16 protein-coding genes are annotated in these 21,435 nt (G+C 74.6%); 6 read left to right on the top strand and 10 right to left on the bottom strand.

Annotated features, from left to right (window positions below; all coding sequences use genetic code 11):
- Positions 1-69: 69 nt before the first annotated feature.
- From ABC138_RS15555 to nudC, 5 genes are all read right to left on the bottom strand, one after another.
- Entirely contained in the window at positions 70-195 is a 126-nt protein-coding gene (locus ABC138_RS15555) for a hypothetical protein (protein ID WP_255218300.1), read from the bottom strand.
- A 26-nt stretch (positions 196-221) separates the two neighbouring features.
- On the bottom strand, positions 222-491 hold the full coding sequence (locus tag ABC138_RS15550) for a WhiB family transcriptional regulator (RefSeq protein ID WP_345914259.1): 270 nt from the start codon (positions 489-491) through the stop codon (positions 222-224).
- A gap of 146 nt (positions 492-637) precedes the next feature.
- The gene (locus tag ABC138_RS15545) at positions 638-805 is read right to left on the bottom strand and encodes a hypothetical protein (RefSeq protein ID WP_169701948.1); all 168 of its coding nucleotides are present in this window, start codon (positions 803-805) and stop codon (positions 638-640) included.
- Between the two features lie 129 nt (positions 806-934).
- The gene (locus tag ABC138_RS15540) at positions 935-3,082 is read right to left on the bottom strand and encodes an ATP-dependent DNA helicase UvrD2 (RefSeq protein ID WP_345914246.1); all 2,148 of its coding nucleotides are present in this window, start codon (positions 3,080-3,082) and stop codon (positions 935-937) included.
- Between the two features lie 34 nt (positions 3,083-3,116).
- Positions 3,117-4,040, bottom strand: a complete 924-nt coding sequence (nudC, locus tag ABC138_RS15535) for an NAD(+) diphosphatase (protein WP_068328990.1) — start codon at positions 4,038-4,040, stop codon at positions 3,117-3,119.
- 86 nt (positions 4,041-4,126) lie between these two features.
- Here nudC and ABC138_RS15530 point away from each other — a divergent pair, with 86 nt between their 5' ends.
- Entirely contained in the window at positions 4,127-5,416 is a 1,290-nt protein-coding gene (locus ABC138_RS15530) for a phosphotransferase (protein WP_345914245.1), read from the top strand.
- Between the two features lie 10 nt (positions 5,417-5,426).
- Here the strand turns inward: ABC138_RS15530 and ABC138_RS15525 are convergent, their stop codons facing one another.
- Together ABC138_RS15525 and ABC138_RS15520 are read right to left on the bottom strand one after the other, a co-directional pair.
- A complete protein-coding gene (locus tag ABC138_RS15525) occupies positions 5,427-8,669 on the bottom strand; it encodes an ATP-dependent DNA helicase (RefSeq protein WP_068422816.1) in 3,243 nt (1,080 codons plus the stop codon).
- On the bottom strand, positions 8,666-11,839 hold the full coding sequence (locus ABC138_RS15520) for an ATP-dependent DNA helicase (protein WP_345914244.1): 3,174 nt from the start codon (positions 11,837-11,839) through the stop codon (positions 8,666-8,668). The genes ABC138_RS15525 and ABC138_RS15520 overlap by 4 nt, the downstream gene beginning before the upstream one ends.
- Positions 11,840-11,961: 122 nt before the next feature.
- On the opposite strand from ABC138_RS15520, the gene ABC138_RS15515 reads away from it, so the two are divergent.
- From ABC138_RS15515 to ABC138_RS15505, 3 genes are all read left to right on the top strand, one after another.
- Positions 11,962-12,615, top strand: a complete 654-nt coding sequence (locus ABC138_RS15515) for a TetR/AcrR family transcriptional regulator (RefSeq protein WP_068325630.1) — start codon at positions 11,962-11,964, stop codon at positions 12,613-12,615.
- A gap of 40 nt (positions 12,616-12,655) precedes the next feature.
- Positions 12,656-12,874, top strand: coding sequence for a DUF3107 domain-containing protein (locus ABC138_RS15510; protein WP_068325632.1), 219 nt, complete (start codon positions 12,656-12,658; stop codon positions 12,872-12,874).
- Between the two features lie 154 nt (positions 12,875-13,028).
- Positions 13,029-13,298, top strand: a complete 270-nt coding sequence (locus ABC138_RS15505) for a GlsB/YeaQ/YmgE family stress response membrane protein (protein ID WP_068325634.1) — start codon at positions 13,029-13,031, stop codon at positions 13,296-13,298.
- A gap of 105 nt (positions 13,299-13,403) precedes the next feature.
- Here ABC138_RS15505 and ABC138_RS15500 read toward each other — a convergent pair whose 3' ends face one another.
- Entirely contained in the window at positions 13,404-14,105 is a 702-nt protein-coding gene (locus tag ABC138_RS15500) for a ferritin-like fold-containing protein (protein WP_082817069.1), read from the bottom strand.
- A 218-nt stretch (positions 14,106-14,323) separates the two neighbouring features.
- Between ABC138_RS15500 and ABC138_RS15495 the strand changes: the two genes are divergently transcribed.
- Both ABC138_RS15495 and ABC138_RS15490 read left to right on the top strand, forming a co-directional pair.
- On the top strand, positions 14,324-15,841 hold the full coding sequence (locus ABC138_RS15495) for a DEAD/DEAH box helicase (RefSeq protein ID WP_068422824.1): 1,518 nt from the start codon (positions 14,324-14,326) through the stop codon (positions 15,839-15,841).
- Between the two features lie 56 nt (positions 15,842-15,897).
- A complete protein-coding gene (locus ABC138_RS15490) occupies positions 15,898-17,571 on the top strand; it encodes a glycosyltransferase family 4 protein (RefSeq protein ID WP_345914243.1) in 1,674 nt (557 codons plus the stop codon).
- Between the two features lie 72 nt (positions 17,572-17,643).
- Here ABC138_RS15490 and ABC138_RS15485 read toward each other — a convergent pair whose 3' ends face one another.
- Positions 17,644-19,347 (bottom strand): hypothetical protein, encoded by a 1,704-nt coding sequence (locus tag ABC138_RS15485; RefSeq protein WP_345914242.1) that lies wholly within the window; start codon positions 19,345-19,347, stop codon positions 17,644-17,646.
- Positions 19,344-21,428: a glycosyltransferase family A protein gene (locus ABC138_RS15480; protein WP_345914241.1), complete on the bottom strand. Its 2,085-nt coding sequence runs from the start codon at positions 21,426-21,428 to the stop codon at positions 19,344-19,346. Before ABC138_RS15480 ends, ABC138_RS15485 begins: the two co-directional genes overlap by 4 nt.
- Between the last annotated feature and the right edge of the window lie 7 nt (positions 21,429-21,435).

The following is a 21,435-nucleotide window of genomic DNA, read 5'->3' as shown; positions in this document are numbered from 1 at the left end:
ACTCGGGTGATGGCTGCTATTCACTCGTCATAGCAGCCATCGCCCGAGTCTCGGCGACGGGAGATCCGATCATCGGAAGCTCAGGTGAACGGGACGGTCGTGGCGGCGGGCCTCGGCGAGGCGACGCTCCACATCGGGGACGTAGGACAGGGGCTGGTCGAGGGGACGCAGCCGGGGCAGCTTGAGGAACTTCATCGCGGTACCTCCTCTCGAGGGGTCGTTCACGCGGGGACGGGGTGCTTGCGTGGGCGGCCGCGGGGCCGCTTGCGGGGGATGATGCGGCCGGCGTCGAAGAGCTCTCCGCCCCAGACGCCCCAGGGCTCGCGGCGCTCGAGGGCGCCGTCCAGGCACAGCTCCCGGAAGGGGCAGTCCCGGCAGAGGGCCTTGGCGTACTCGACGCCGGCAGGGGTCTCGGCGAACCAGATCTCCGGATCCTCGACCTGGCAGGGCGTGAGGATGCTCAGCCGCTGTATCGGTGGGTGGGTGGTCAGTGCGGTCACGACGGGGTCTCCTGTGGCGAGCGTGCGGTGCTGTGCTGTTCGAGGGGTGGGGCGGCGACGTCCGAGCACGACGAAGGCCGCGGTTCCCGGTGTGTGGGATGCCGCGGCCTGAGAGGGAGGACCTGGGTCCGTCTCGACTAGACGGAGAGTCCTGCAGGGCGCGGGTCCACGACGAAGGGGGTCTTCGGCTCGGCGACCGTGCGGTCGCGATCGATGAAGACGCCGGTGGCGCCGCCGAGGAGGTCGGCGGACGGCACGAGGGCAGCCGTCATCGGAGCGAGGATCATCGTGGTGATCGTGTCCATGGGTGCTGCCCTCCTCTCGTCGGTTGCGCTCTTCGGGCCACACGCTCGCGCACGTCCCGACTGACAGGATCAAACGTAGACCACCCGGTGGGAGCGCGCCAACCCATTAAATCTGCGGATGTTCCCCGGTCAGTCCGCAGGATCTTCGGCGGCGGCCGTCGCGACCTCGTCGGGGTCCGCCCCACCGATGACGGCGAGCACCTGGTCGGCGTAGAGGGAGAGCTTGCGGGGGCCCACACCGCTGATCGCGGAGAGGTCCCGCTGGTGCGTCGGCGCCGCCTCGGCGATCGCCTCGAGCGTGGCATCGGTGAAGACGACGAAGGCTGGCACCGACGCCGCCCGCGAGACCGCGAGGCGCCACGACCGCAGCCGCTCGAAGGTCGCCTCGTCGTACGACGGCGGGCAGTCGGGGCAGCGGCCGGAGGCCCGCTCGGTCGCGGTGCCGAGCTCGGTGCCGCACACCTTGCACACCTTCGGGCACGCCGCCTTGAGCTTGCTCCCGCGGGGCGCCGACGACTTCTTCGGCGTCGACCGCGCGCCCTCGCCGAGGATGCCGGCCGTCTGGTCGAGGAAGCGGCTGACCCGCCGTGTCCCCCGGGCCCCTGGCGTCCGGGCGCGCGCCCACGACAGGTGCAGCACCTCGCGGGCGCGGGTGACGCCGACGTACATGAGGCGTCGCTCCTCCTCGATCTCGTCCGCGCCCTCCGCCATCATGATCGGCAGCAGCCCGTCGGAGCAGCCGACGAGGAAGACGACGTCCCACTCCAGGCCCTTGGCGGCGTGCAGCGACGCCAGCGTCACGCCCTCGACGTCCGGGGCGTGCTGCGCGGCGATCCGCTCGTCGAGGTCGCGGACGAGCTCGGGCAGCCGCGCCTGCGGGCTGGTGGCGGCCAGTCGCGCGGACAGGTCGACGAGCGCCTTGAGCGACTCCCACCGCGAGCGCACGGCCCCGGTGCTCGCGGGCGCGTCCTCGTGCCAGCCCATGCCGCCGAGCACGTCCCCGACGAGCGAAGGGAGTGGCTTGCTGCCGTCGTCGGTGCGGGCGGCCCCGCGCAGGAGCAGGATCGCCTCGCGGACCTCCTTGCGGGAGAAGAAGCGCTCCCCGCCCTTCACGAGGTAGGGGATCTCGGCGTCGGCGAGGGCGGACTCGAAGGCCTCGGACTGCCCGTTGGTCCGGAAGAGCACCGCGATCTCCCGCAGCGGCCGCCCGGCGGCGACGAGCTCCTTGACCCGGTCGGCGACCCACGCGGCCTCGGCCGGGTCGTCGTCGAGCGCGGTCAGGCGCGGTGGATCTCCCCCTTCGCGCTGGGCCACGAGCTCGACGGCCCCACCGCGACGCTGGCCGCTCGGGTCCGTCAGGAGCTTGTTGGCGAGCGCGAGGACCGGCGGCGTGGAGCGGTAGTTGCGCACGAGGCGCACGGTCGACGCCTGGGGGTGGGTGTCGGTGAAGCGCAGCAGGTGCTGCGGCGTGGCGCCGGTGAAGGAGTAGATCGTCTGCGCGGGGTCGCCGACGACGCAGATGTCGCCACGCCCGCCGAGCCACAGGTCGAGCAGCCGCTGCTGCAGGGCGTTGACGTCCTGGTACTCGTCGACGACGAAGTGCCGGTACTGGTCGCGAACCGTGCGCGCGATGTCCTCGCGCTCCTCGAGGATGCCGACGGTGAGGAGCAGCACGTCCTCGAAGTCGATGACGCCCCGCTCCCCCTTGACGTCCTCGTAGGTCGAGATGAGGCGGGCCATCGCGGTGAGGTCCATGCCCGGAGGCTCGCGGCGGGCCCGTCGGGCCGCTGCGGCGTAGGTCTCCGGGGTGAGGAGCGAGACCTTGGACCACTCCACCTCGGCGGCGACGTCCCGCAGCTCGCTGCGGTCGAGCCGCATGCCCATCCGCGACGCGGCCTCGGCGACCGCCGGCGCCTTGTGGGCCATGACCTCGGGCGCCGCCCCGCCGATCGCCTGCGGCCAGAAGTAGTGGAGCTGGCGCAGCGCCGCCGCGTGGAAGGTCCGCGCCTGCACACCGATCACACCCAGGTCGCGCAGCCGGGTGCGCATCTCGCCGGCCGCCCGGGCGGTGAAGGTCACCGCGAGCACCCGCTGCGGCTGGTACGCGCCGGCGCTCACGCCGTAGGCGATGCGGTGGGTGATCGCCCGCGTCTTGCCGGTCCCGGCACCCGCGAGCACGGCCATCGGGCCGCTCGGGTTGGCGGCGACCTCGCGCTGCTCGGGGTCGAGCGCGGCGAGGACGTCGTCGGCGGACTGCGGGCCGGTCACGTCGATCACCCCGGCACTCTCTCACCCGGGCCTGACGACCCGCTCAGCCGACCTCGTCGAGCCGCCCGCCGAGCCAGCCCTCGATGAGCCGCCCGGAGATCGACAGCCGCCCCGCCGCCCTGACGTACCCGGCGAGCAGCTCCTCGCGGAACTCCTCGCGGGTGAACCACCGCGCCTCGGCGATCTCGTCGGGCTGGCAGGTCAGCTCGCTCGTCGTGGCCCGCGCGGTGCAGCCGATCATCAGCGACGCCGGGAAGGGCCACGGCTGGTCACCGACGAACCGCACGTCGGTCACCGTCACCCCCACCTCCTCGCCGACCTCGCGGACGACCGCGCCGGCGATGGTCTCCCCCGGCTCGACGAACCCGGCGAGCACCGAGAACCTGCCCTCGGGCCAGCCGATGTTGCGCGCGAGGAGCAGGCGGTCGTCCGCGTCGGTCACGGCCATGATCACGGCCGGGTCGGTGCGCGGGTAGTGCTCGGATCCGTCGCGCGTGCAGCGGCGCACCCACCCGGCCTGCACGACCTCGGTCGGCTCGCCGCAGCGCGGGCAGCGCGGGTGGCGCACGTGCCAGTTGGCCAGGCCGAGCGCGGTGGCGAAGAGCGAGGCCTGCGCCGGGCTCAGGTCGACCGCGACCTCGCGCAGACCGGCGAAGGGGGCGGCGTCCAGCCGCTCCTCGCGCGGCACCGGGTTGCCGGGCGGGGTGGGCCGGCACGCGGCGAGGTGCGCGACGCCCTCGTGCCGGCCGAGGTAGAGCAGGAGGGTGTCGGCGTCCTCCGGGGCCGGCGGGCGCAGCGCCAACGAGCGGTCCGGGCGAAGGGGGACCCGGTCACCGACGAGCTCCACGACCCGGGTGGCCGGGTCCTCCAGGAGTCCGCGGAGGAGTCCCGGCTCGCTGCGCGCGGGCCCGTCGCGGTCGAGGATCGGATCCGTCATGGGCAGGTCGCGCATCGGGTCGTGGTCCACGTCGCCCACCCTAGGCCCGGGCCCGATTCGTGGTCCGGAGGGCGTCGCTCCCGGCATCCGGGCCGCCCGACTCGTACGGTGGGCGGGTGACCTCACGTGGACCGCTGCAACTCGCCGCCCTGGCCAGCGCCGCCGTGCCGGGCCTCGACCCCGACTCCGTCGAGGGGGTCGTCACCGACGCGTCGCACCCCTTCGAGGTCGCCTTCGTCCAGGACGACGAGCACCGGCGGTGGGTCATCCGCTCGCCGCGCACGCCCGCCGCGTCGGCGCAGCTCGAGCAGTCCGCGGCGCTCCTCGCGCTGCTGGCCCGTCGCCTGACGATGCCGGTCCCGGCCGTCAAGGGCTGGGTCGCGCTGCCCGAAGGGGGACGCGCCGCCGTCACGACGTACCTCACCGGGCGCATGGTCGACCTGGAGTCGATCGCCCCGGGCACCAAGCTCGCCGCCGGCCTCGGCCGGGCGCTCGCCCACCTGCACAGCCTCGACCGGCGCATCTACGAGGAGGCCGGCGTCCCCGTCTACGACGCGGACGCCTACCGCGCCCGCCAGCTCGCCGAGCTCGACCGCGCGGCAGCCACCGGTCGGGTGCCGACGGGCCTGCTCACCCGGTGGGAGCGCACCCTCGAGGACGTCTCGCTGTGGCGCTTCACGACGACCCCGACGCACGGCGCGATCGGGCCGAGCACGATCCTCGCGACCCCCGACGACGGCGAAGAGCCGGACGTCAAGGGCTTCCTCGGCTGGGAGCACGCCCAGGTCGCCGACCCCGCCGACGACCTGGCCGCCCTCGTCGGCGCGCTGCACCCCGAGACCCTCGACACCGTCCTGGAGGCCTACGCCCACGCCCGCGTCGAGCGCCCCGACCGCCACCTGCAGCGCCGCGCGCGGCTCGTCCACGAGATGCAGCTCGTGCGCTCGATGATGCACGCGGTCGCCGCGGGGGACGACGTCGCCGCCGAGGGCCACGCCTCCCGCCTGCGCCGGCTCGACGACGAGCTGGCCGCCGAGGAGGAGCGCGCTGCCGCCGCGGCACCGACCGTGCCGCCCCAGCCGGCCGAGACCCAGCCGACCGAGACCCAGCCGACCGAGACCCAGCCGACCGAGACCCAGCCGGCCGAGACCCAGCCGGCCGAGACCCAGCCGATCGAGATGCAGCCCACCGGGGCCCGACCTGAGCCGGAGGACGCCTCCGCCGACTCCGAGGAGGACGCGGTCGTCGTCGAGGGGGCCGGCGCCCCGACCCCGGTCACCCTGCCGGTGGCGGACGCCGAGCGACCCCCTTCGCCCGAGGACGGCGAGCACGAGACCGCGGAGATCACCCCGCTCGGCCACGACGACGAGGACGACGTCGTCTCCCCGGACACCCAGCGGTCCTGAGCCGCGCTCCTCAGGCAGAGGCGGTGAGCAGGGCCGCCACGCGGTCCTCGTCGAGCAGCTCGGGGCGCGTCGTCTCGCCGGTCGCGGCGTGGAAGAAGGCTCCGCGCACCCGCTCCGGGTCGATCCCGCGCCAGCGCGCGTAGGCGATCCGGTAGGCCGACAGCTGCACCGCACGCACGGCCATCTCCTCGCCCCGCGGCGGGCGACCGGTCTTCCAGTCCACGACCGTCACCCCGCCGTCGTCGTCGGCGAAGACCGCGTCGACGCGACCACGGATCGCGTGGTCCCCGATCACGGTCTCGAGCGACAGCTCGACGTCGAGGGGCACGCGCTCGGCCCACTCGCTGGCGAGGAAGTGCTCCTGCATGAGCGCGAGGTCCTCGTCGCCGAGTGACTCGTCCGCGCTGCCGGGCAGCTCGAGGATGTCGACCAGCCCGGCCCGCGAGTAGTGCTCCTCGACCCACGCGTGGAAGGCCGTCCCCCGCCGCCCCGCGACCTGCGGTGCCTGGGGCATCGGCCGGCGCAGGTCCAGCGCGAAGGCCTGCGCGTCCCGCGCCAGCCCGACCAGCTGCGAGGTCGACAGGTGCGCCGGCAGCTCGACCGCGACATCGGCCCCACGCGCCCGCCGCCGTCGCTCGCGCTCCTCGAGCAGGATGCGCAGCTCGTCGTCGAGGGGGTCGGCACCCAGGTCGGTGCCGGGGTCGCTCCCGTCGACCATCGCGACGGCAGCGGCGGCCAGTCCCGGCCGCTCGGGCGCGACGTCGTCCCCGGGCCACACGACCTGGCGGCCGACGGCGAGCGCGGGGTTGGGCTCGTCCTTGGTCTGCGGCATGGCCGCCCACTCGATCGTGCGGACCACGCCCGTCGCCCGGGCCTCCTCGATGAACCGCGAGGGCAGCCGCGGCGTCGCGCCCGTCGGCCCCCAGACCCAGGACCCGAGCAGCAGCTGGCTGCGCGCGCGGGTGCACGCGACGTACGCCAGCCGGCGCTCCTCGAGCAGCGCGTGCTCGCCGCCCTCGGCCCGGTAGCGCTTGAGCTCGTCCTGCAGCGCCTTGGCCTGACCGAGCGAGAGGTCGAGGACGGGCAGCCCGCCGCGGTCGCCGCGCAGCGGGTAGGGCACGCCGTCGAGGCCCGAGATCCACCCGGACTCGTTGACCTGGCCGAGGACCCAGTCCCCGTCCCGGTACGAGGCCCGCGACGCGTGCGCCGGGAAGCCGCCCTCGACGAGCCCGGGCACCGCGACGACGTCCCACTCCAGCCCCTTGGCCGCGTGGCACGTGAGGACCTGGACGGCGTCCTTGGTCGGCTCGACGACGGGCTTCTCCAGGCCGCGCTCCTCGGCGACGGCGGCCTCGATCCAGTCGATGAACCCGCCGAGCGTCGGCCGGTCCGCGCTCGAGGAGAACTGCGCCGCCACGTCGGCGAAGGCGTCGAGGTGGGCGCGCGCCGCACCCGGCGACCAGCCGGGCCGCGCGAGCACCTCGACGTCGACGCCCAGCTCGCGCTCGGCCTCGCCGACGAGGTCGGGCAGCGGCATGCCGGCGTGCCGCCGCAGCCGCGCCACCATCCCGGCAAGACGGTGCAGCCGGGCCAGCCCCTCCGCGGAGATGGACTGGCCGCCCTCGCCCGCCCACCCCGGCTCCGGCAGCTGGTCGAGCGCGTCGATGATCGTCACCGCGTCCTCGGGACCGGGCGTCGGCGCCCCGTCGGCGACCTCGGCCGCGGCCTGCCGACCGAGGTGGCGTGCCCACGCGCCGAGACCGTCGAGGTCGGCCGGGCCGAGCAGGCCAGGCGGTCCGGTGAGCAGACGCATCAGCCGGTCGCCGCGGGCGGGGTCCTGCACGACGGTGAGCAGCGCGATGACGTCGGCGACCTCGGCGGTGAGGAGCAGGCCGCCGAGACCGACGACCTCGTAGGGGATCCCGGCGAGCGCGAGGGCGTCGACGACGGCCGTGAACTGCGAGCGCTTGCGGCACAGGACCGCGGCGGTCCGCAGACCCCCTTCGTGCCGGGGCTTGATCCACGCGGCGATGGCCGCCGCCTCGTCGTGCGCGGTGAGCGAGCGCAACGCCTCCACCTGGCCGCGCCCCGCCCCCGGCCGAGGACGAAGGGGGGCGACCGGCACCGTGGTCGTCGCGGCCAGCTCACCGGCCACGGCGTTGGCGACCTCCAGGATGGTCTCGTCGTTGCGCCAGCTGATCGACAGGTGCTCGACGGGCGCAGGTCGCCCCTCGGTGGCGAAGTACTCGGGGAAGGTCGACAGGGTGGTCGAGCTCGCGCCGCGCCAGGCGTAGATCGACTGGTGCGGGTCGCCGACCGCCGTCACCGCAGCCGGGACCTGCCCGTCCGGTGCGAACAGCCGGCGCATGAGGACCATCTGTGCCTCGGAGGTGTCCTGGAACTCGTCGAGCAGGACGACACGGAACCGCTCCCGCTCCGCGCGACCGAGGTCGGGGAAGCGGGTCGCCAGCGCCGCCGCGAGCGCCATCTGGTCCGAGAAGTCCATGACCGAGCGCTCCCGCTTGACCTCGAGGTAGCGCTCGACGATCGGCAGGATGAGCCGCTGCTCGCTCATCGGCGTGATGACCTGCTTGCGGTAGTCCTTGGTCAGCGCCTTGTCGCTCGCCTCGACCGCCTCGAGGTGGGCGAGGGTCCGCGCGGTGAGCGACTCGATGTCGCCGGGGGTGCGCAGGTGCTCGGCGAGCTCACCGGCGAGCGACACGACGGCGCTGGTCACCGTCGACTCGACCTTGTCGAGGTCCTCCATCGGCCCGTCCCAGGCCATGACGACCTCGTGGGCGAGCTGCCAGGTGGCCGCTTCGGAGAGCATCCGCGAGTCCTTCTCGTAGCCCAGGCGCAGCGCGCCCTCGCGCACGAGCCGACCCGCGTACGCATGGTACGTCGAGACGGTGGGCGTGCCGCCGAGCCCGTCGGCGTCGGCGTCCTGCGCCGGGCTCCAGAGGCCGACCCGCTCGAGCGTCGCGAGCCGTCGCGCGACCCGCTCCGCGAGCTCCCCGGCTGCCTTGCGGGTGAAGGTCAGACCGAGCACCTGCTCGGGCGTCACGAGGTCGTTGGCGACGAGCCAGACCACGCGGGCGGTCATCGTCTCGGTCTTGCCGGACCCGGCGCCGGCGACGACGAGCAACGGGGCGAGCGGCGCCTCGATGATCCGGCGCTGCTCGTCGGTCGGCGGGTGCTCCTGACCGAGCGCACGGGCGAGGTCGACGGCGGAGATCTTCGGCGGTGGCGTCATCGCAGCCGCCCCCCTTCCTCGTGGGCCGGGCAGGAGGAGCGGACCGGGCAGATCCGGCACTGCTTCTCGCTCGGCGTCGCGACGAAGGTGGCCGCGGCCATTCCCTCCGCGGTGTCGGTGACGAGGTCGTGGAAGCGGCGCGGCTCCGCCGACCCCGTGATGGCGTCCTGCTGCTGCACGGCCTTGCCCGAGGAGTGCCCGCGACCGAGCTGGACGAGCGCAGCCCCGGCCACCTCGCTGCCGTGCTGCCCGAAGCCGCCCTCGGCCACGGCGACCTGGTAGGCCCCGAGCTGTGGGTGCTCGGCGACCTCCGCCGCCGTCGGCGCAGAGCTGCCGGTCTTGTAGTCGATGACGCGCAGGCGCCCGTCGGCATCGGCCTCGAGCCGGTCGACGCTGCCGCTCAGCACGGCCCGACCGAGCTCCACGCGGAAGCGCTCCTCCGTCGCCACCGGCCGCCACCCCTCGGCGGCGGAGCGCCGGTGGTACTCGGCCAACCAGTGGATCATCTGCTGCGCGCGCTCGTACTTCTGCTCGGTGACCCACCCCGGAGCCATGCCCAGCTGGGGCCACCGACGCTCGAGCTCCGCGCGGAAGGCCTCCTCGCCCGCGTCGCCGAGCTCGTGGGCGATGTCGTGGACGAGGGTGCCCACCTCCATCGAGGTGCTGCTCGGCCCTTGCCCACCGGCCGACTGCAGCAGCCACCGCAGGCCGCACTCGGAGAACTGGGCGACCTTGGACGGGCTCACGCCGACCGGCACGCCCTCCGCCCGCACGGGGCGGGCGTCGGTGAGGTCGCGCAGCGCCCACCACGAGGACGGGTCCGCGCCGGGGACACCCGCCGCCGCGAGGTAGGAGAGCCGGGCGACGGCACGGGCCACCTCCTCGGGCGAGCGCGGGTGGCCCTCGGTGCCCACGAGCTGCTGGCGCAGCCGGGCGACCAGACCGGTGAGGTCGAGCGGCGGGGGCACGTCGGTCGGCTCACGACGACGTCCGTCGTCGGGCAGGGGGTCGACGAGGTCGAGGTAGACCGAGGGCTGCTCGTCCTCGGCGGCCACGGCGGTGACGAGCACCCGTTCGCTCGCCCGCGTGAGGGCGACGTGGAAGAGCCGCGTCTCGTCGTGCCGCACCGCGGCGGCCGCCCCGGCTCCGGCGCGGTCGCGCCCGGTGACGACGTCGACGAGGCGCTCCGAGCCGAGCAGGGAGCCGCGCAGGCGCAGGTCGGGCCACACGCCCTCCTGGACGCCGGCGAGGACGACGGTGTGCCACTGGTTGCCGGCCGCCGTCTGCGGGGTGACGAGCGCGACCGCGTCCGGGTCGGGGCTGCGCGCGGCGAGCGAGTCCGCCGCGACCGACCGACCGGCCACGGCGTCGAGGAAGGCGTCCGGGCCGGAGGCCGGCAGGGCGTCCTGGTGCGCGGCTGCCGCGTCGAAGAGCGCCACGACCGCGTCGAGCGAGCGGTCGGCGCGCGCGCCCGCGGGTCCCCCGCCGAGCGCGGTGGCGCGCCAGGGCTCGGCGAGGCCGGTGGCCTGCCACAGCTGCCACAGGACGGACTCGGCGGTCACCCCCTTCGCCCACCCGCGGCCGTCATCGGAGGTCGGCGCCGCGGCCCGCCCGGCCGCGAGGACGGTGGCGAGCCGCAGGAGCGGAGCCGCATCCTCACCGAGGTGGGCCAACCGTTCGGGGTCGAGGACCAGCTCCCCGAGCAGCTCGTCGCTCGTGCGGGTGCCCTCGACAGCGAGCTCCTCCCGCCGCAGCACGCGACGCAGTCGACGGATGGCGACGGTGTCCGCGGCGACGAGCGGGCTGGCGAGCAGGTCGACGACGTCGGTCGCCGGGAGCGCGTCGAGGCGCCCCCGGGCGAGGTCGACGACGAGGGAGAGCAGGTGGAGCAGCGGGCGTGCCGCTGGCTCGTCGCGCACCGGCACCCGGTGCGCGTCGGCCAGGACCGGCACCCCGCGGGCGGCGAGCACCCGGCGCAGCGTCGCCTGGCGCGCGGAGCCGCGCACGACGACCGCCAGCTCGGACCACGGCACGCCGTGGAGCAGGTGGGCCCGGCGCAGCTCGTGGGCGATGAAGGCCGCCTCCTGCGCGCTGGAGTGGAGCACGTGGGCCTCGACGCTGCCGCCGGGCCGGGCAGCGGCCGCTGCGCGCTGCCGGCCTCCGCCGAGCGCCGCGATCTTGGGCGTGACGCGGGCCGCGGCCGCGTGCACCGCCTCGGGCATCCGGTACCCCCGGCGCAGGACGAGGTCGATGACCGTCCGCCCGCCCCAATCGCCGACGAGGTGGTGCGGGTCGGCGCCGCGGAAGCCCTGCACGGTCGCGTCCGGGTCACCGACGAGGACGAGGTCGACGCCGTCCCCGGTGAGCACCCGCAGCAGTCGAGCCGCAGGCGCGGTGAGCTCGTGGGCGTCGTCGACGACGACGAGCCGCAGGCCCGAGCGCACCCGTTCGCGCGCCTCCGGGTCGTCCTCGAGGAGCTCGGCAGACGCGGTGAGCACCCAGGCCGGGTCGAAGGCGCCCGGCCTGGACAGCGCCGTGACCTCGTCGTACTCCCGGGCGACCTGCGCGGCGGCGACCCACTCGGGGCGGTCGTGCTCGACGCCGAGCCGCGCGAGGTCGTGCGGGGAGACGCCGTGCTCGATCGCGCGCATGAGCAGGTCGCGCAGCTCCTCGCGGAACCCGCGCGTCGTAAGTGCCTCGGCGAGGTCCTCCGGCCACCGTGGACCGGCGCCGGACTCGCGGTGCCCGTCGAGCAGCTCGCCGAGCACGAGGTCCTGGTCCGCGCCGGAGAGGAGCCGCGGCGTCGGGGCACCGGCGAGGACCGCGTGCTGGCGCAGCACCGCGAAGCCGAGCGACTGCATCGTGCGCGCCATCGGCTCGGTCGTCGCCCCGGAGAGGCCCGCCGTCACGGCGTCACGGGCCTCGGCCGCGGCCAGCCGGGTCGCGGCGACGAGGAGGACCTCGTCGGGGGCGCAATCCCCCTGCGCGACCCGGTCGAGCACGGCGGCGACGGCGACGCTCGTCTTGCCCGTCCCGGGCGCACCGAGGACCCGCACGACGTCACCGCGCGCGCCGACCGCGGACGTCTGGTCGGCGTCGAGCGACGGGGCGACGGCACCGCCCTTCGTCGTCGGCGGTCGCAGGTGCACGGTGGGGAGCTGCTCGGTCACGCCCCCATCCCACCACCCCGGGCCGACAACGACCGGTGGCGCATCCGGGGCCGGGGTCGGCACTACCCGCAGGTAGGCTGGTGAGCCCCGCCACGTGGCGGTCATCGACACCCGGAGGACCCATGAGCTCCCACGCGCCCGGCACGCGAGTGCAGCGCATGCCCCGAGCGCAGCGCCGTGCCCAGCTGCTCGAGGCCGCGCTCACCGTCTTCGTCTCGCGGGGCTACCACGCGGCTGCGATGGAGGACATCGCCGACCAGGCGGGCGTCTCCAAGCCGGTGCTCTACCAGCACTTCCCCGGCAAGCTCGAGCTCTACCTGGCCCTCCTCGACGTCCAGTGCGACACGCTCGAGGCGCTGGTGCTCGAGGCCCTGGGCTCCAGCACCGACCACGAGGAGCGCGTCTACGCGACCGTCGCCGCCTTCTTCAGCTTCGTCGCCGACCAGGGCGGCGCCTTCCGCCTCATCTACGAGTCGGACCTGACCAACGAGCCCCAGGTGCGGCACCGCATCGACGCCCTCGAGGCCCAGCTCGGCGAGGCGATCGCCGAGCGCATCACCGAGGACACCCCGCTGCCGCAGGAGCTCGCCGAGATGCTCGGTCTGGCGATGGCCGGTGCCGCGCAGGTCATGGCCCGCACGTGGCTGGCGCACGGCAGCCAGTTCCCGAGGGAGGTCGCCCAGCAGGCCGCGGGCCACCTCGCGTGGCGCGGCATGGGGTCCTTCCCGATCAACCGCATGGGCGACCCCGACAGGGCCGCTGACACCCCCGGGTGACACGATGTCACCGTCATCCCCCGACACCGAAGGAGTGACCGTGGAGGTCAAGATCGGCATCCAGAACGTGGCCCGTGAGGTCGTCATCGAGGCCGAGGGCTCCGAGACCGAGATCGAGACCGCCGTGCGCGCCGCGCTCGACGGCGGACCGCTCGTGCTCACCGACGACAAGGGCCGTCGCGTCATGGTCCCCGCCGGTGCCCTCGGGTACGTCGACGTCGGTGAGCCCACCCGTGGCCGGGTCGGTTTCGGGGCCTGATTGTCACGCGGTGAGCATCCACCGCAGCGAGATCGTCACTTCCTGACAGTCGCCCCAGCAGCCTCAGGAGTCTATGTTGGTCACGGAGAGCCCACACAGGGCTACCTGAGCGCGCCCGCTCACCCCTGTCGGGCGCAAGAAGGAGCTGATCAGCATGTTGTGGACCATCATCGTCACGATCATCGTCGGTGCCATCATCGGCGCCTTGGCCCGTCTCGTCCTGCCGGGCCGGCAGAACATCTCCACCCTCGTCACCGTGATCCTCGGCATCGTGGGTGCCCTGATCGGCTCGTGGGCCTACACCGCGCTGTCGGGCAACGACAACACGAGTGGCATCGACTGGATCGCGTTCATCCTCGGCATCATCGCCGCCGCGATCCTGATCGTCATCTACGGCATGCTCGTCGGCCGCAAGCAGGTCTGACGCGCCGTCCTGAGGAGGTTGCTCGGCAACCGTCTCGAAGGACGCCGGCACCGAAGGGGCCCCGCCATCTAGGCGGGGCCCCTTCGCGTGCTCCGGGCGCGCGCCTCAGGACGCGAGGCCGAGCCGCCCCATGCGCAGCTGGTGGCGGTCGGTGAGCCGCTGCATCAGGCGCCCGACCTCCTCGAGGGAGGCGCCCGGGCGATCGGGGCCCAGACCGAGCACGAGGTCGCTGAGCGACTCGTGCTGGGCGGCGACGACCTGCCCCTGGGTGAGTGCCTCGCCGACGAGACGGCGCCCCCACAGCGCGAGCGGCCCGCCCCGCCTCGGGTCCTGCGCGATGCCGCGGCGCACGGCCGAGACGATGACGTCGACGTCCCGGTGGCTGCCGCCCGCCTGCTCGACGATCGCGCGCGACGTCGGGTCGACGTAGCGGGCCACCTCGAGGAAGAAGTCCGAGGCGATCCCGTCACCGATGTAGGCCTTGACCAGGCCCTCGAGCAGGTCCCGCGGGCGGGTGCGCTCGTGGTAGGCGTCGAAGGCCTCGCGGAAGGGCTCCATCGCCGCGATCGGGTCGCCGCCGAGCGCGACGATGTGGTCGCTGAGCAGCTCGTGGTTGCGGAACTCCTTGACCGCGATGCCGGCCAGCGCACGCTTGAGGGCGAGGTCGTCGGCCATCTCGGAGTCGGCGGCGATGCGGGTGAAACCGGAGATCGCGCCGTAGGCGATCACGCCGAGGAGGTCGATCGTCCCCGCCCCCTCACGGTGCGACGGCGCGGCGGAGGAGGAAGGGAGGACCGGCTCGCTCATCCGGCCAGCCTAGTGCGCGGCCGGGTGCTTTTCGGCTCCGCGGCCCACCGGCGGGTAGCATGATCGGGACCAGCGGTGCCCGGTCGGCATCCACCTCTTGCCCGGACGAGACGTCCGGCGCGGTCGCCCCCTTCGTGGCGGATCGCACTGAAGACCTCCGATCGGCCCGTGCCACCTGAGCGGCGCATCTCGCCGTCCCACGCTGATCGAGAGACCCCATGTCCGAGACCACCACGCCCGAGGACGTCCAGGCGACGCCCGACATCGAGGGCACGGCCCCCGAGGCCGCGCAGCAGACCTTCGGCGACTTCGACGTCCACCCCGACATCGTCGCCTCGCTGGCCGACGCGGGGATCATCCACCCCTTCCCGATCCAGGCGATGACCCTCCCGGTCGCGCTCGGCGGGCACGACATCATCGGTCAGGCCAAGACGGGTACCGGCAAGACGCTCGGCTTCGGCGTCCCGATGCTCGACCGCGTCGACACCGAGACCGACGACCCCCGCCCGCAGGCCCTGGCGGTCGCGCCGACCCGTGAGCTCGCCAGCCAGGTCGCCGCCGACCTCGAGCGCGCCGGCAAGCGCCGCGGCATCAAGGTCCTCACCGTCTACGGCGGCCGCGCGTACGAGCCGCAGATCGAGGCGCTCAAGAAGGGTGTCCACGTCGTCGTCGGCACCCCCGGTCGCCTCATCGACCTGGCCCAGCAGAAGCACCTCGACCTGTCCAACACCAAGACGGTCGTGCTCGACGAGGCCGACGAGATGCTCGACCTCGGCTTCCTGCCCGACGTCGAGAAGATCATGGCGATGACCTCGCCGGCCCGGCACACGATGCTCTTCTCCGCGACGATGCCCGGCGCGATCGTCGCGCTCGCCCGCCGCTACATGACCCAGCCGACGCACATCCGCGCGATGAGCGAGGACGGCGAGGCCGACAGCCACACCGTCAAGGCGACCGAGCAGTTCGTCTACCGCGCGCACGCGATGGACAAGGTCGAGATGATCGCCCGCATCCTGCAGGCGAGGGACCGCGGCCTGACGATCATCTTCTCCCGCACCAAGCGCACCGCCGCCAAGGTCGCCGACGAGCTCACCGACCGCGGTTTCGCGGCCGCCTCGATCCACGGTGACCTCGGGCAGGGTGCCCGCGAGCAGGCGCTGCGCGCCTTCCGCAACGGCAAGGTCGACGTCCTCGTCGCCACCGACGTCGCCGCCCGCGGCATCGACGTCACCGACGTCACCCACGTCATCAACTACCAGTGCCCCGACGACGAGAAGACCTACGTCCACCGCATCGGCCGCACCGGCCGCGCCGGCAACACCGGCATCGCAGTGACCTTCGTCGACTGGGACGACGAGACCAAGTGGGCGGTCATCAACCGCCAGCTCGACCTCGGCATCCCCGAGGCCGTCGAGACCTACTCCTCGAGCCCGCACCTCTTCAGCGACCTCGACATCCCCGAGGGCACCAAGGGCCGCCTGCCGCGCGCCCAGCGCACCCGAGAGGGCCTGGACGCGGAGCGCATCGAGGACCTCGGCGAGACCGGCAAGTCCGGCGGGCGCCGCTCCGGTGGCGGTCGCGGTGGCTCTGGCGGTGGCCGCAGCGGCTCCCGTGACGGCTCCCGTGACGGCGGCCGCAGCGAGGCCAAGGCCGACGGCGAGGGCGGTCCGCGCCGTCGCCGCAACCGTCGTCGCACGCACGGCGGCCAGTCGGGCCAGGCCCAGGACGCAGGCTGATGGCGAAGGGGGACGGCCTCCCGTCCCCCTTCGCCCCGGCGAACTAGGCTGCCCGGGTGCGTGACCCCAAGACACTCGCCCGAGGCGCCGCCCGCCGTGCCTACTCGACCCTGCAGCGCCTGCGGCCCCGGCCGACGGCGTCCGACGGGTCGAGCGCCGCTGACGTCACGGCGCGCGTCGCGACGCTGACCGAGGCCCGCGACCACGCGGCGGCCGTCGAGCTCGTCCGCAGCGAGCTGCCGGCACTCGGCACGGACCCCGCCTTCCTCGACCAGGCCCGCCGCAGTGCCTCGCGCGCCGGCGAGCCGAGCCTGCAGCAGACGATCACGCGGCAGCAGCTCGCGGTGACCCCGCGCTTCGCGGGGCCGGCGCGCACCCGGCTCGAGGCCGCCCTGGCCCAGGTGACCGGTCGCCTCCGGGAGACCGACCCCGACTGGTCACCGCACCTCGACCCCACCGCCGTGCGCGCCGCGCGCACCGTGCAGGAGCGCGAAGGGAGGGAACCCTCCCTCCGCGTCGCCCACCTGCTGAAGATCGCTCTGCCCCACCGGCAGTCGGGGTACTCCGTGCGTACCCGGTACAACCTCGCCGCGCAGGTCGCGTCCGGGGTCGAGCCGGTGGCGATCACCGCGCTCGACTTCCCCGGCGACGCCGGCACGCCCGCGGCCGAGGAGGTCCACGGGATCCGGCACCGCCACCTGCTGCGGGCCGACGTCCCGGGCGCGGAGACCGTCGACGCCCACCTCGAGGCCTACGCGGCACACCTGCTGCCGGTCGTCGCCGAGGAGGCCCCCGACCTGCTGCACGTGCACTCCGGCTCGCGCGGCTACGACGCGGCCCTCGTCGGCGGGGCCGTCGCCGACGCGCTCGACATCCCCTGGGTCTACGAGGTGCGCGGGTTCTTCGAGGCGATCTGGAGCCAAGATCTCGACCGGGCGGAGTCGGCCGAGACCTACCGTCGCCGGCGCGACACCGACACCCGCTGCATGGCAGCGGCCGACGCGGTCATCACGCTCAGCGAGTCGATGCGCTCGGACATCGTCGGCCGCGGGATCCCCGCCGAGCGGGTGCACGTCGTGCCCAACGGCGTCGACGCGAGCGCCTTCGCCCCCCGGCCGCGTCGTGACGACCTCGTCGAGCAGTACGGCCTCGCAGGGCGGTTCGTCTTCGGCTACGTCTCCAACCTCGACCACTACCGAGAGGGGCAGGAGCTGCTCGTCGACGCCGCCGTCGCGCTGCGCGAGCGGGGCGTCGACGCGGTCGCGCTCATCGTCGGCGACGGCACCCGCCGGGCCGAGATCGAGGCGCACGCCGCGGCGGTCGGCGCGGGCGACGCGGTCGTCCTCACCGGCCGCGTCCCCCACGAGGAGGTCCTCGACCACTACGCCCTCGTCGACGTCTTCGTCGTCCCCCGCGTGGACGAGCGGGCGGCGCGGCTGGTCACGCCGCTCAAGCCCTTCGAGGCCATGGCCGCCGGCCTGCCGGTGCTCGTGTCCGACCTGCCGGCCCTGACCGAGATCACCGGTGACGGCGAGCGCGGCGAGTCCTTCGCCGTCGGGGACGCCGAGGCGCTCACCGAGGCCCTCGTGCGCCTGGCCGGGGACCCGGCGCGCCGGGCCGAGCTGGCCGCGGCCGGGCGGGCCTGGGTCGAGACCGAGCGCTCCTGGGAGGCCAACGGCGCCCGCTACCGCGAGATCTACGAGCAGGTGCTGGGCTCCCACCGGGGCTGAGCCCGCCGAGACTCGGGCGATGGCGCCTATCGAGCCCCTGTTGGAGCCATCACCCGAGTGTCGCGGGCGGGCTCAGACGTCGACGTGCTCGCGCGGGTCGCCGTAGAAGACGACTGTGCTCGACTTGTTCATGAAGGACGCGTCCTCGACCGTCCACGTGTGCGCGTGCCGATCGGTGCCGCGAATGCTGACATAGCCGAAGCGGTCCGAGGAGTAGGTCCGCACGCCGGCGGCCTGTGCCCGGTCGAGCAGGTCGGTGTCGACCGCCCGTGGCAGGTCCGAGAAGCGCAGGTCGCGGGCCACGTCGCCGCGCATGAGGATCGACCCGCCCTGGACCAGCCGCTCGAAGCGGTGCTCGCTCGCCGGGAACCGCAGGATCACCGCACCCGTGCTGCGCAGCCACGTGTAGTGCGCCCACTTGCCCGCGATCCCCGCGCCGGAGTACTCGAGCGCGTCGACGAGGTCGACCAGGTAGTGCCGGCCGTAGAAGTTGTCGTCGTCGATCTTGGCGACGTGGGCACCGTCGGAGGCGTCGATGCCGAGGTTGAGGCAGGCGCCGAGGGTGAGCGAGGCATCCGCGGCCACGACCGTCATCTCGTCGATCCCCTTGTCGCGGAAGCGTGCGCGCACCTCGGCCTCGTCGACGTCGAGCCCGTGCAGGACGAGGACGACCTGGACCTCGCCGGAGTGCAGGAGCGACTGGCGGGCCATGTTGTCGGCGACGGTGCCGAGTTCGTGGGCGCGGTTGGTCGAGATCACGGCGCTCACGCTGCGGTCGAAGGGGGTCCCCCGCACCCCGCGCAGGGGGCGAGGCCGCCCGAGCAGGGCCTCCAGGTCGGCAGCGCGGTGGACGAAGCCGTGCGCGGCCCGCACCTCGCGACCGGCCCGCAGGCCGGCCCGGTCGACGAGCTCGTCCTGCCACAGGTGGGCGCGGGCGTGCAGGGCCAGCTGGGTGTCGTCCTCGACGCGGGCGGTCTCGGCCGCCACGGCGTCCGGCAACCGGTCGAGCACCGCGGGGGTCGCGATGGGGGCGGTGCCCGCGGCTGCGGCCTCGAGCACCTGCCACGGCGTCGCGGGACGGTCGGCGACGAAGGCCGCCGCCCGGTACCGGCCGAGCACCGGACGGTCCCCGGGGATCTCGGTGGCGGCGTCGTCCCCGCCGAGCAGGTCGAGCCGCTGCGGCTGCACCGGGGCCAGCCGCCCCCGGTCGTAGCCGGCGTCGCCGACCAGCGCGACGACCTGCTCGCGACGTCGGGTCGCGCCGACGGCTGCCGGCGAGTGGATGCGCGTGGCGGCGGCGGGCGGCAGGAGGTGGACCTCGCGACCGAGCCGGGCCGCCCAGTCCGGGAGGCTCCCTTCGTCGTCCACGCAGACGTGCACGGGGACGGTGGCACCGGCGACGAGCCGCTCGACCGCGTCGGCCGCGACCCGCGCGCTCCCGGTGACCCACACGAGCACCGGGACGGTGGCCGCGAGGACGGCGGCGCGCTGCCCGGCGAAGGGGGCCTCGAGGGTCACCGCCGACCGCGCGTCCACCTCGACGAGCACGGCGTCGGGGTCGACGGCGGTGAGGGTCCACTCGTCCGCGAGGCCCGCACGCACCCGCTCGGAGGCGTGCACGTCGACGCGCAGGGTGGCCCGGCTCGGTGCCGTCCCGGCAGCAGGGGCGTTGACCCGGGACAGGCGCCGGACCGCCTCGCGACGGGCCCGCGGCCCGGCCGTGGCGTCCCGGACGGCGGCGCGCACAGCCTTGGCGGAGCCGCCGAGCGCGCTCATCGCCGCTCCCGCAGCAGGTGGTGCACCCGGGCCTCGCCCGCGTGCTCGGGCAGCCACGTCGCCGCGCCCTCCGGCACACCCCACGTCGCGAGCTCGGTCTCGACGGCCACCCGGGTCCACGCCGGGTCCACGCGGTGCGTCCGCGTGCCGACGGGCTCGGTGACGACCACGTCACCGGTCACGACGTCGGGCGCCGGGCGCCCCACGGACAGCGACTCGGCGCGGCGCACCCAGGTCACCGCCGCCTCGACGCGCTCCTCGGGGTGCACCTGCAGCACGTCGTCGCACGTGTCGAGCAGCCGGCGGACCGGGGCGAGCAGCGGCTTGCGGTACAGGCGCAGGCGCGCCGGGTTCTCGCGGTGCAGCAGGGCGATCCGCACGTCGAGCTCGCGCAGGCGCTCGATCGCGCCCACGAGGTCGCCGGCGTCGGCCATCGGGTCCGCCGCGTCGTCGACGACGAGGACGTCGAAGGGGGCGTGGGGCCTCGTCGACACCCACACGTGGGGCGCCGCGAAGGGACGCCCCTCGGCGCGCTCCCGCGCCGGGTCGGACTCGCCGTGCCGGGTCGCCCAGTCGAGGTCGGTGAGGGGCCTGCCGCGCTCGCGCTCCACCGCGAGGCGGCGGTGCCAGACCTTGTAGGCCGAGCGGTAGGCCATGCGTGCGCCGACCCCCCACCCGACGCCGAAGTCGCTGCGGGACAAGGACCCTGCACGCAGCCTGGTCAGCTGCAGCGGGGGCTCGACGAGGAGCGGCTCGATACCGGTCACGGCGGCGATGCGCGCGTCGTACTCGCTGTCGGCGCTCTTGCGCACGTCGTCGAAGGAGCCGACCCGGTCGATCGTCGCACGCGGCAGGACGAGCCCCGAGGCGTTGAGCCGCGTCGACGGGTAGCCGAGCCACACGAGCGTCAGGTCGTCGCTCGGCCGGATGGTCATGCCGTGCGTCGCGGGCAGGTCCGGGTCGGCGAGCAGCGGCGTCACCTGGCGCTCGATGCGCTCGGGGTGGCTCCAGTCGTCGGCGTCGAGGAAGGCGAGGTACTCCCCCTTCGCCTCCCGGATGCCGAGGTTGCGGGCACGGTAGGCGCCACCGTTGCGCTCGCGGGTGATGATGCGCGACGTCGGGTGCAGGCCGGCGATGCGGGCGATCTCGGCCGTGTGCTCGGGGCCGGAGGCGTCGTCGACGACGACGACGTCGAGGTGCGGCCAGGTCTGGTCGCGCAGGGCGCGGATCGCGGTCGCGAGCCACGGGCCCGGCCGGTGCGCCGTGACGATGACGCTGACGGTCGGCAGCTCGTCCTCGGTGACCGTGCGGCCCACCGCTGCCGAGACCCGCTGTGCGACACCGGCCCTCAGCGTCGCGAGCTCGTCCGGGTCGGCCCCGACACGGTCGTAGGCAGGAGCGCCGCCGGGGAACTGCGCGGCCGTCTCCTCGCCGATGACCGCAGCGAGCTCGGCCTGGCCCAGCAGGCGCGGCACGAGCGCACCGGCGTCCCGCCAGCGGCGGGTGAGCAGGCGCCACCACGCGGCCTCGTCGCCGGTGATCGACGGGTGCGCGAGGTCGGTCTCGAGGTCCAGCCGCTCGTCCTCGGAGAGCTGGGTGAGCAGCGGCAGGTGGGCGCGCAGCACGTCGGCCCCCTCACCGGCAGCGTTCTGGCGCAGCAGGAGGGTGTGGGCGTGCAGGAGCGCCTGGCGGGTCGTGAGGCTCGCAGCGTGCCCCTGCTCGATCAGCTCGCGGAGGATCGCCGAGCCCTCCCGCACGAGCTCCTCGTCCCCGCTCGTCGTCAGCAGCTCCGCGTAGCCTGCACGCCAGGTCGGCGCTCCGGTCCGCTCCGCGAGGGTCCGTGCGACCTCACGCAGCAGGGTCGAGCGGGTGCGCAGCCCGGTGGCGACGAGGTCGTCGACGCCGATCTGCTCGGCGCCGCGGGCGTAGCCGGCGACGAGCGGGTCGAGCCCGCGCAGCGGGGTCGGTCGGACGCGTGCGCGAAGGGGGTCGATCACCCGCCGGCGGGCGGCGGGGTCCCCGGTGAGGACGGCGCGGAGGCCACCGACGGCGAGGCTACGGGCGCGTTGCAGGGTGGGCACGGGCGGC

Origin of the sequence: Janibacter sp. LM (assembly GCF_039631275.1) — a bacterium.
Lineage (GTDB): Bacteria > Actinomycetota > Actinomycetes > Actinomycetales > Dermatophilaceae > Janibacter > Janibacter terrae.
The sequence above is the reverse complement of the archived record's forward strand: the minus strand, read 5'-3'. Positions and strand labels throughout refer to the sequence as shown.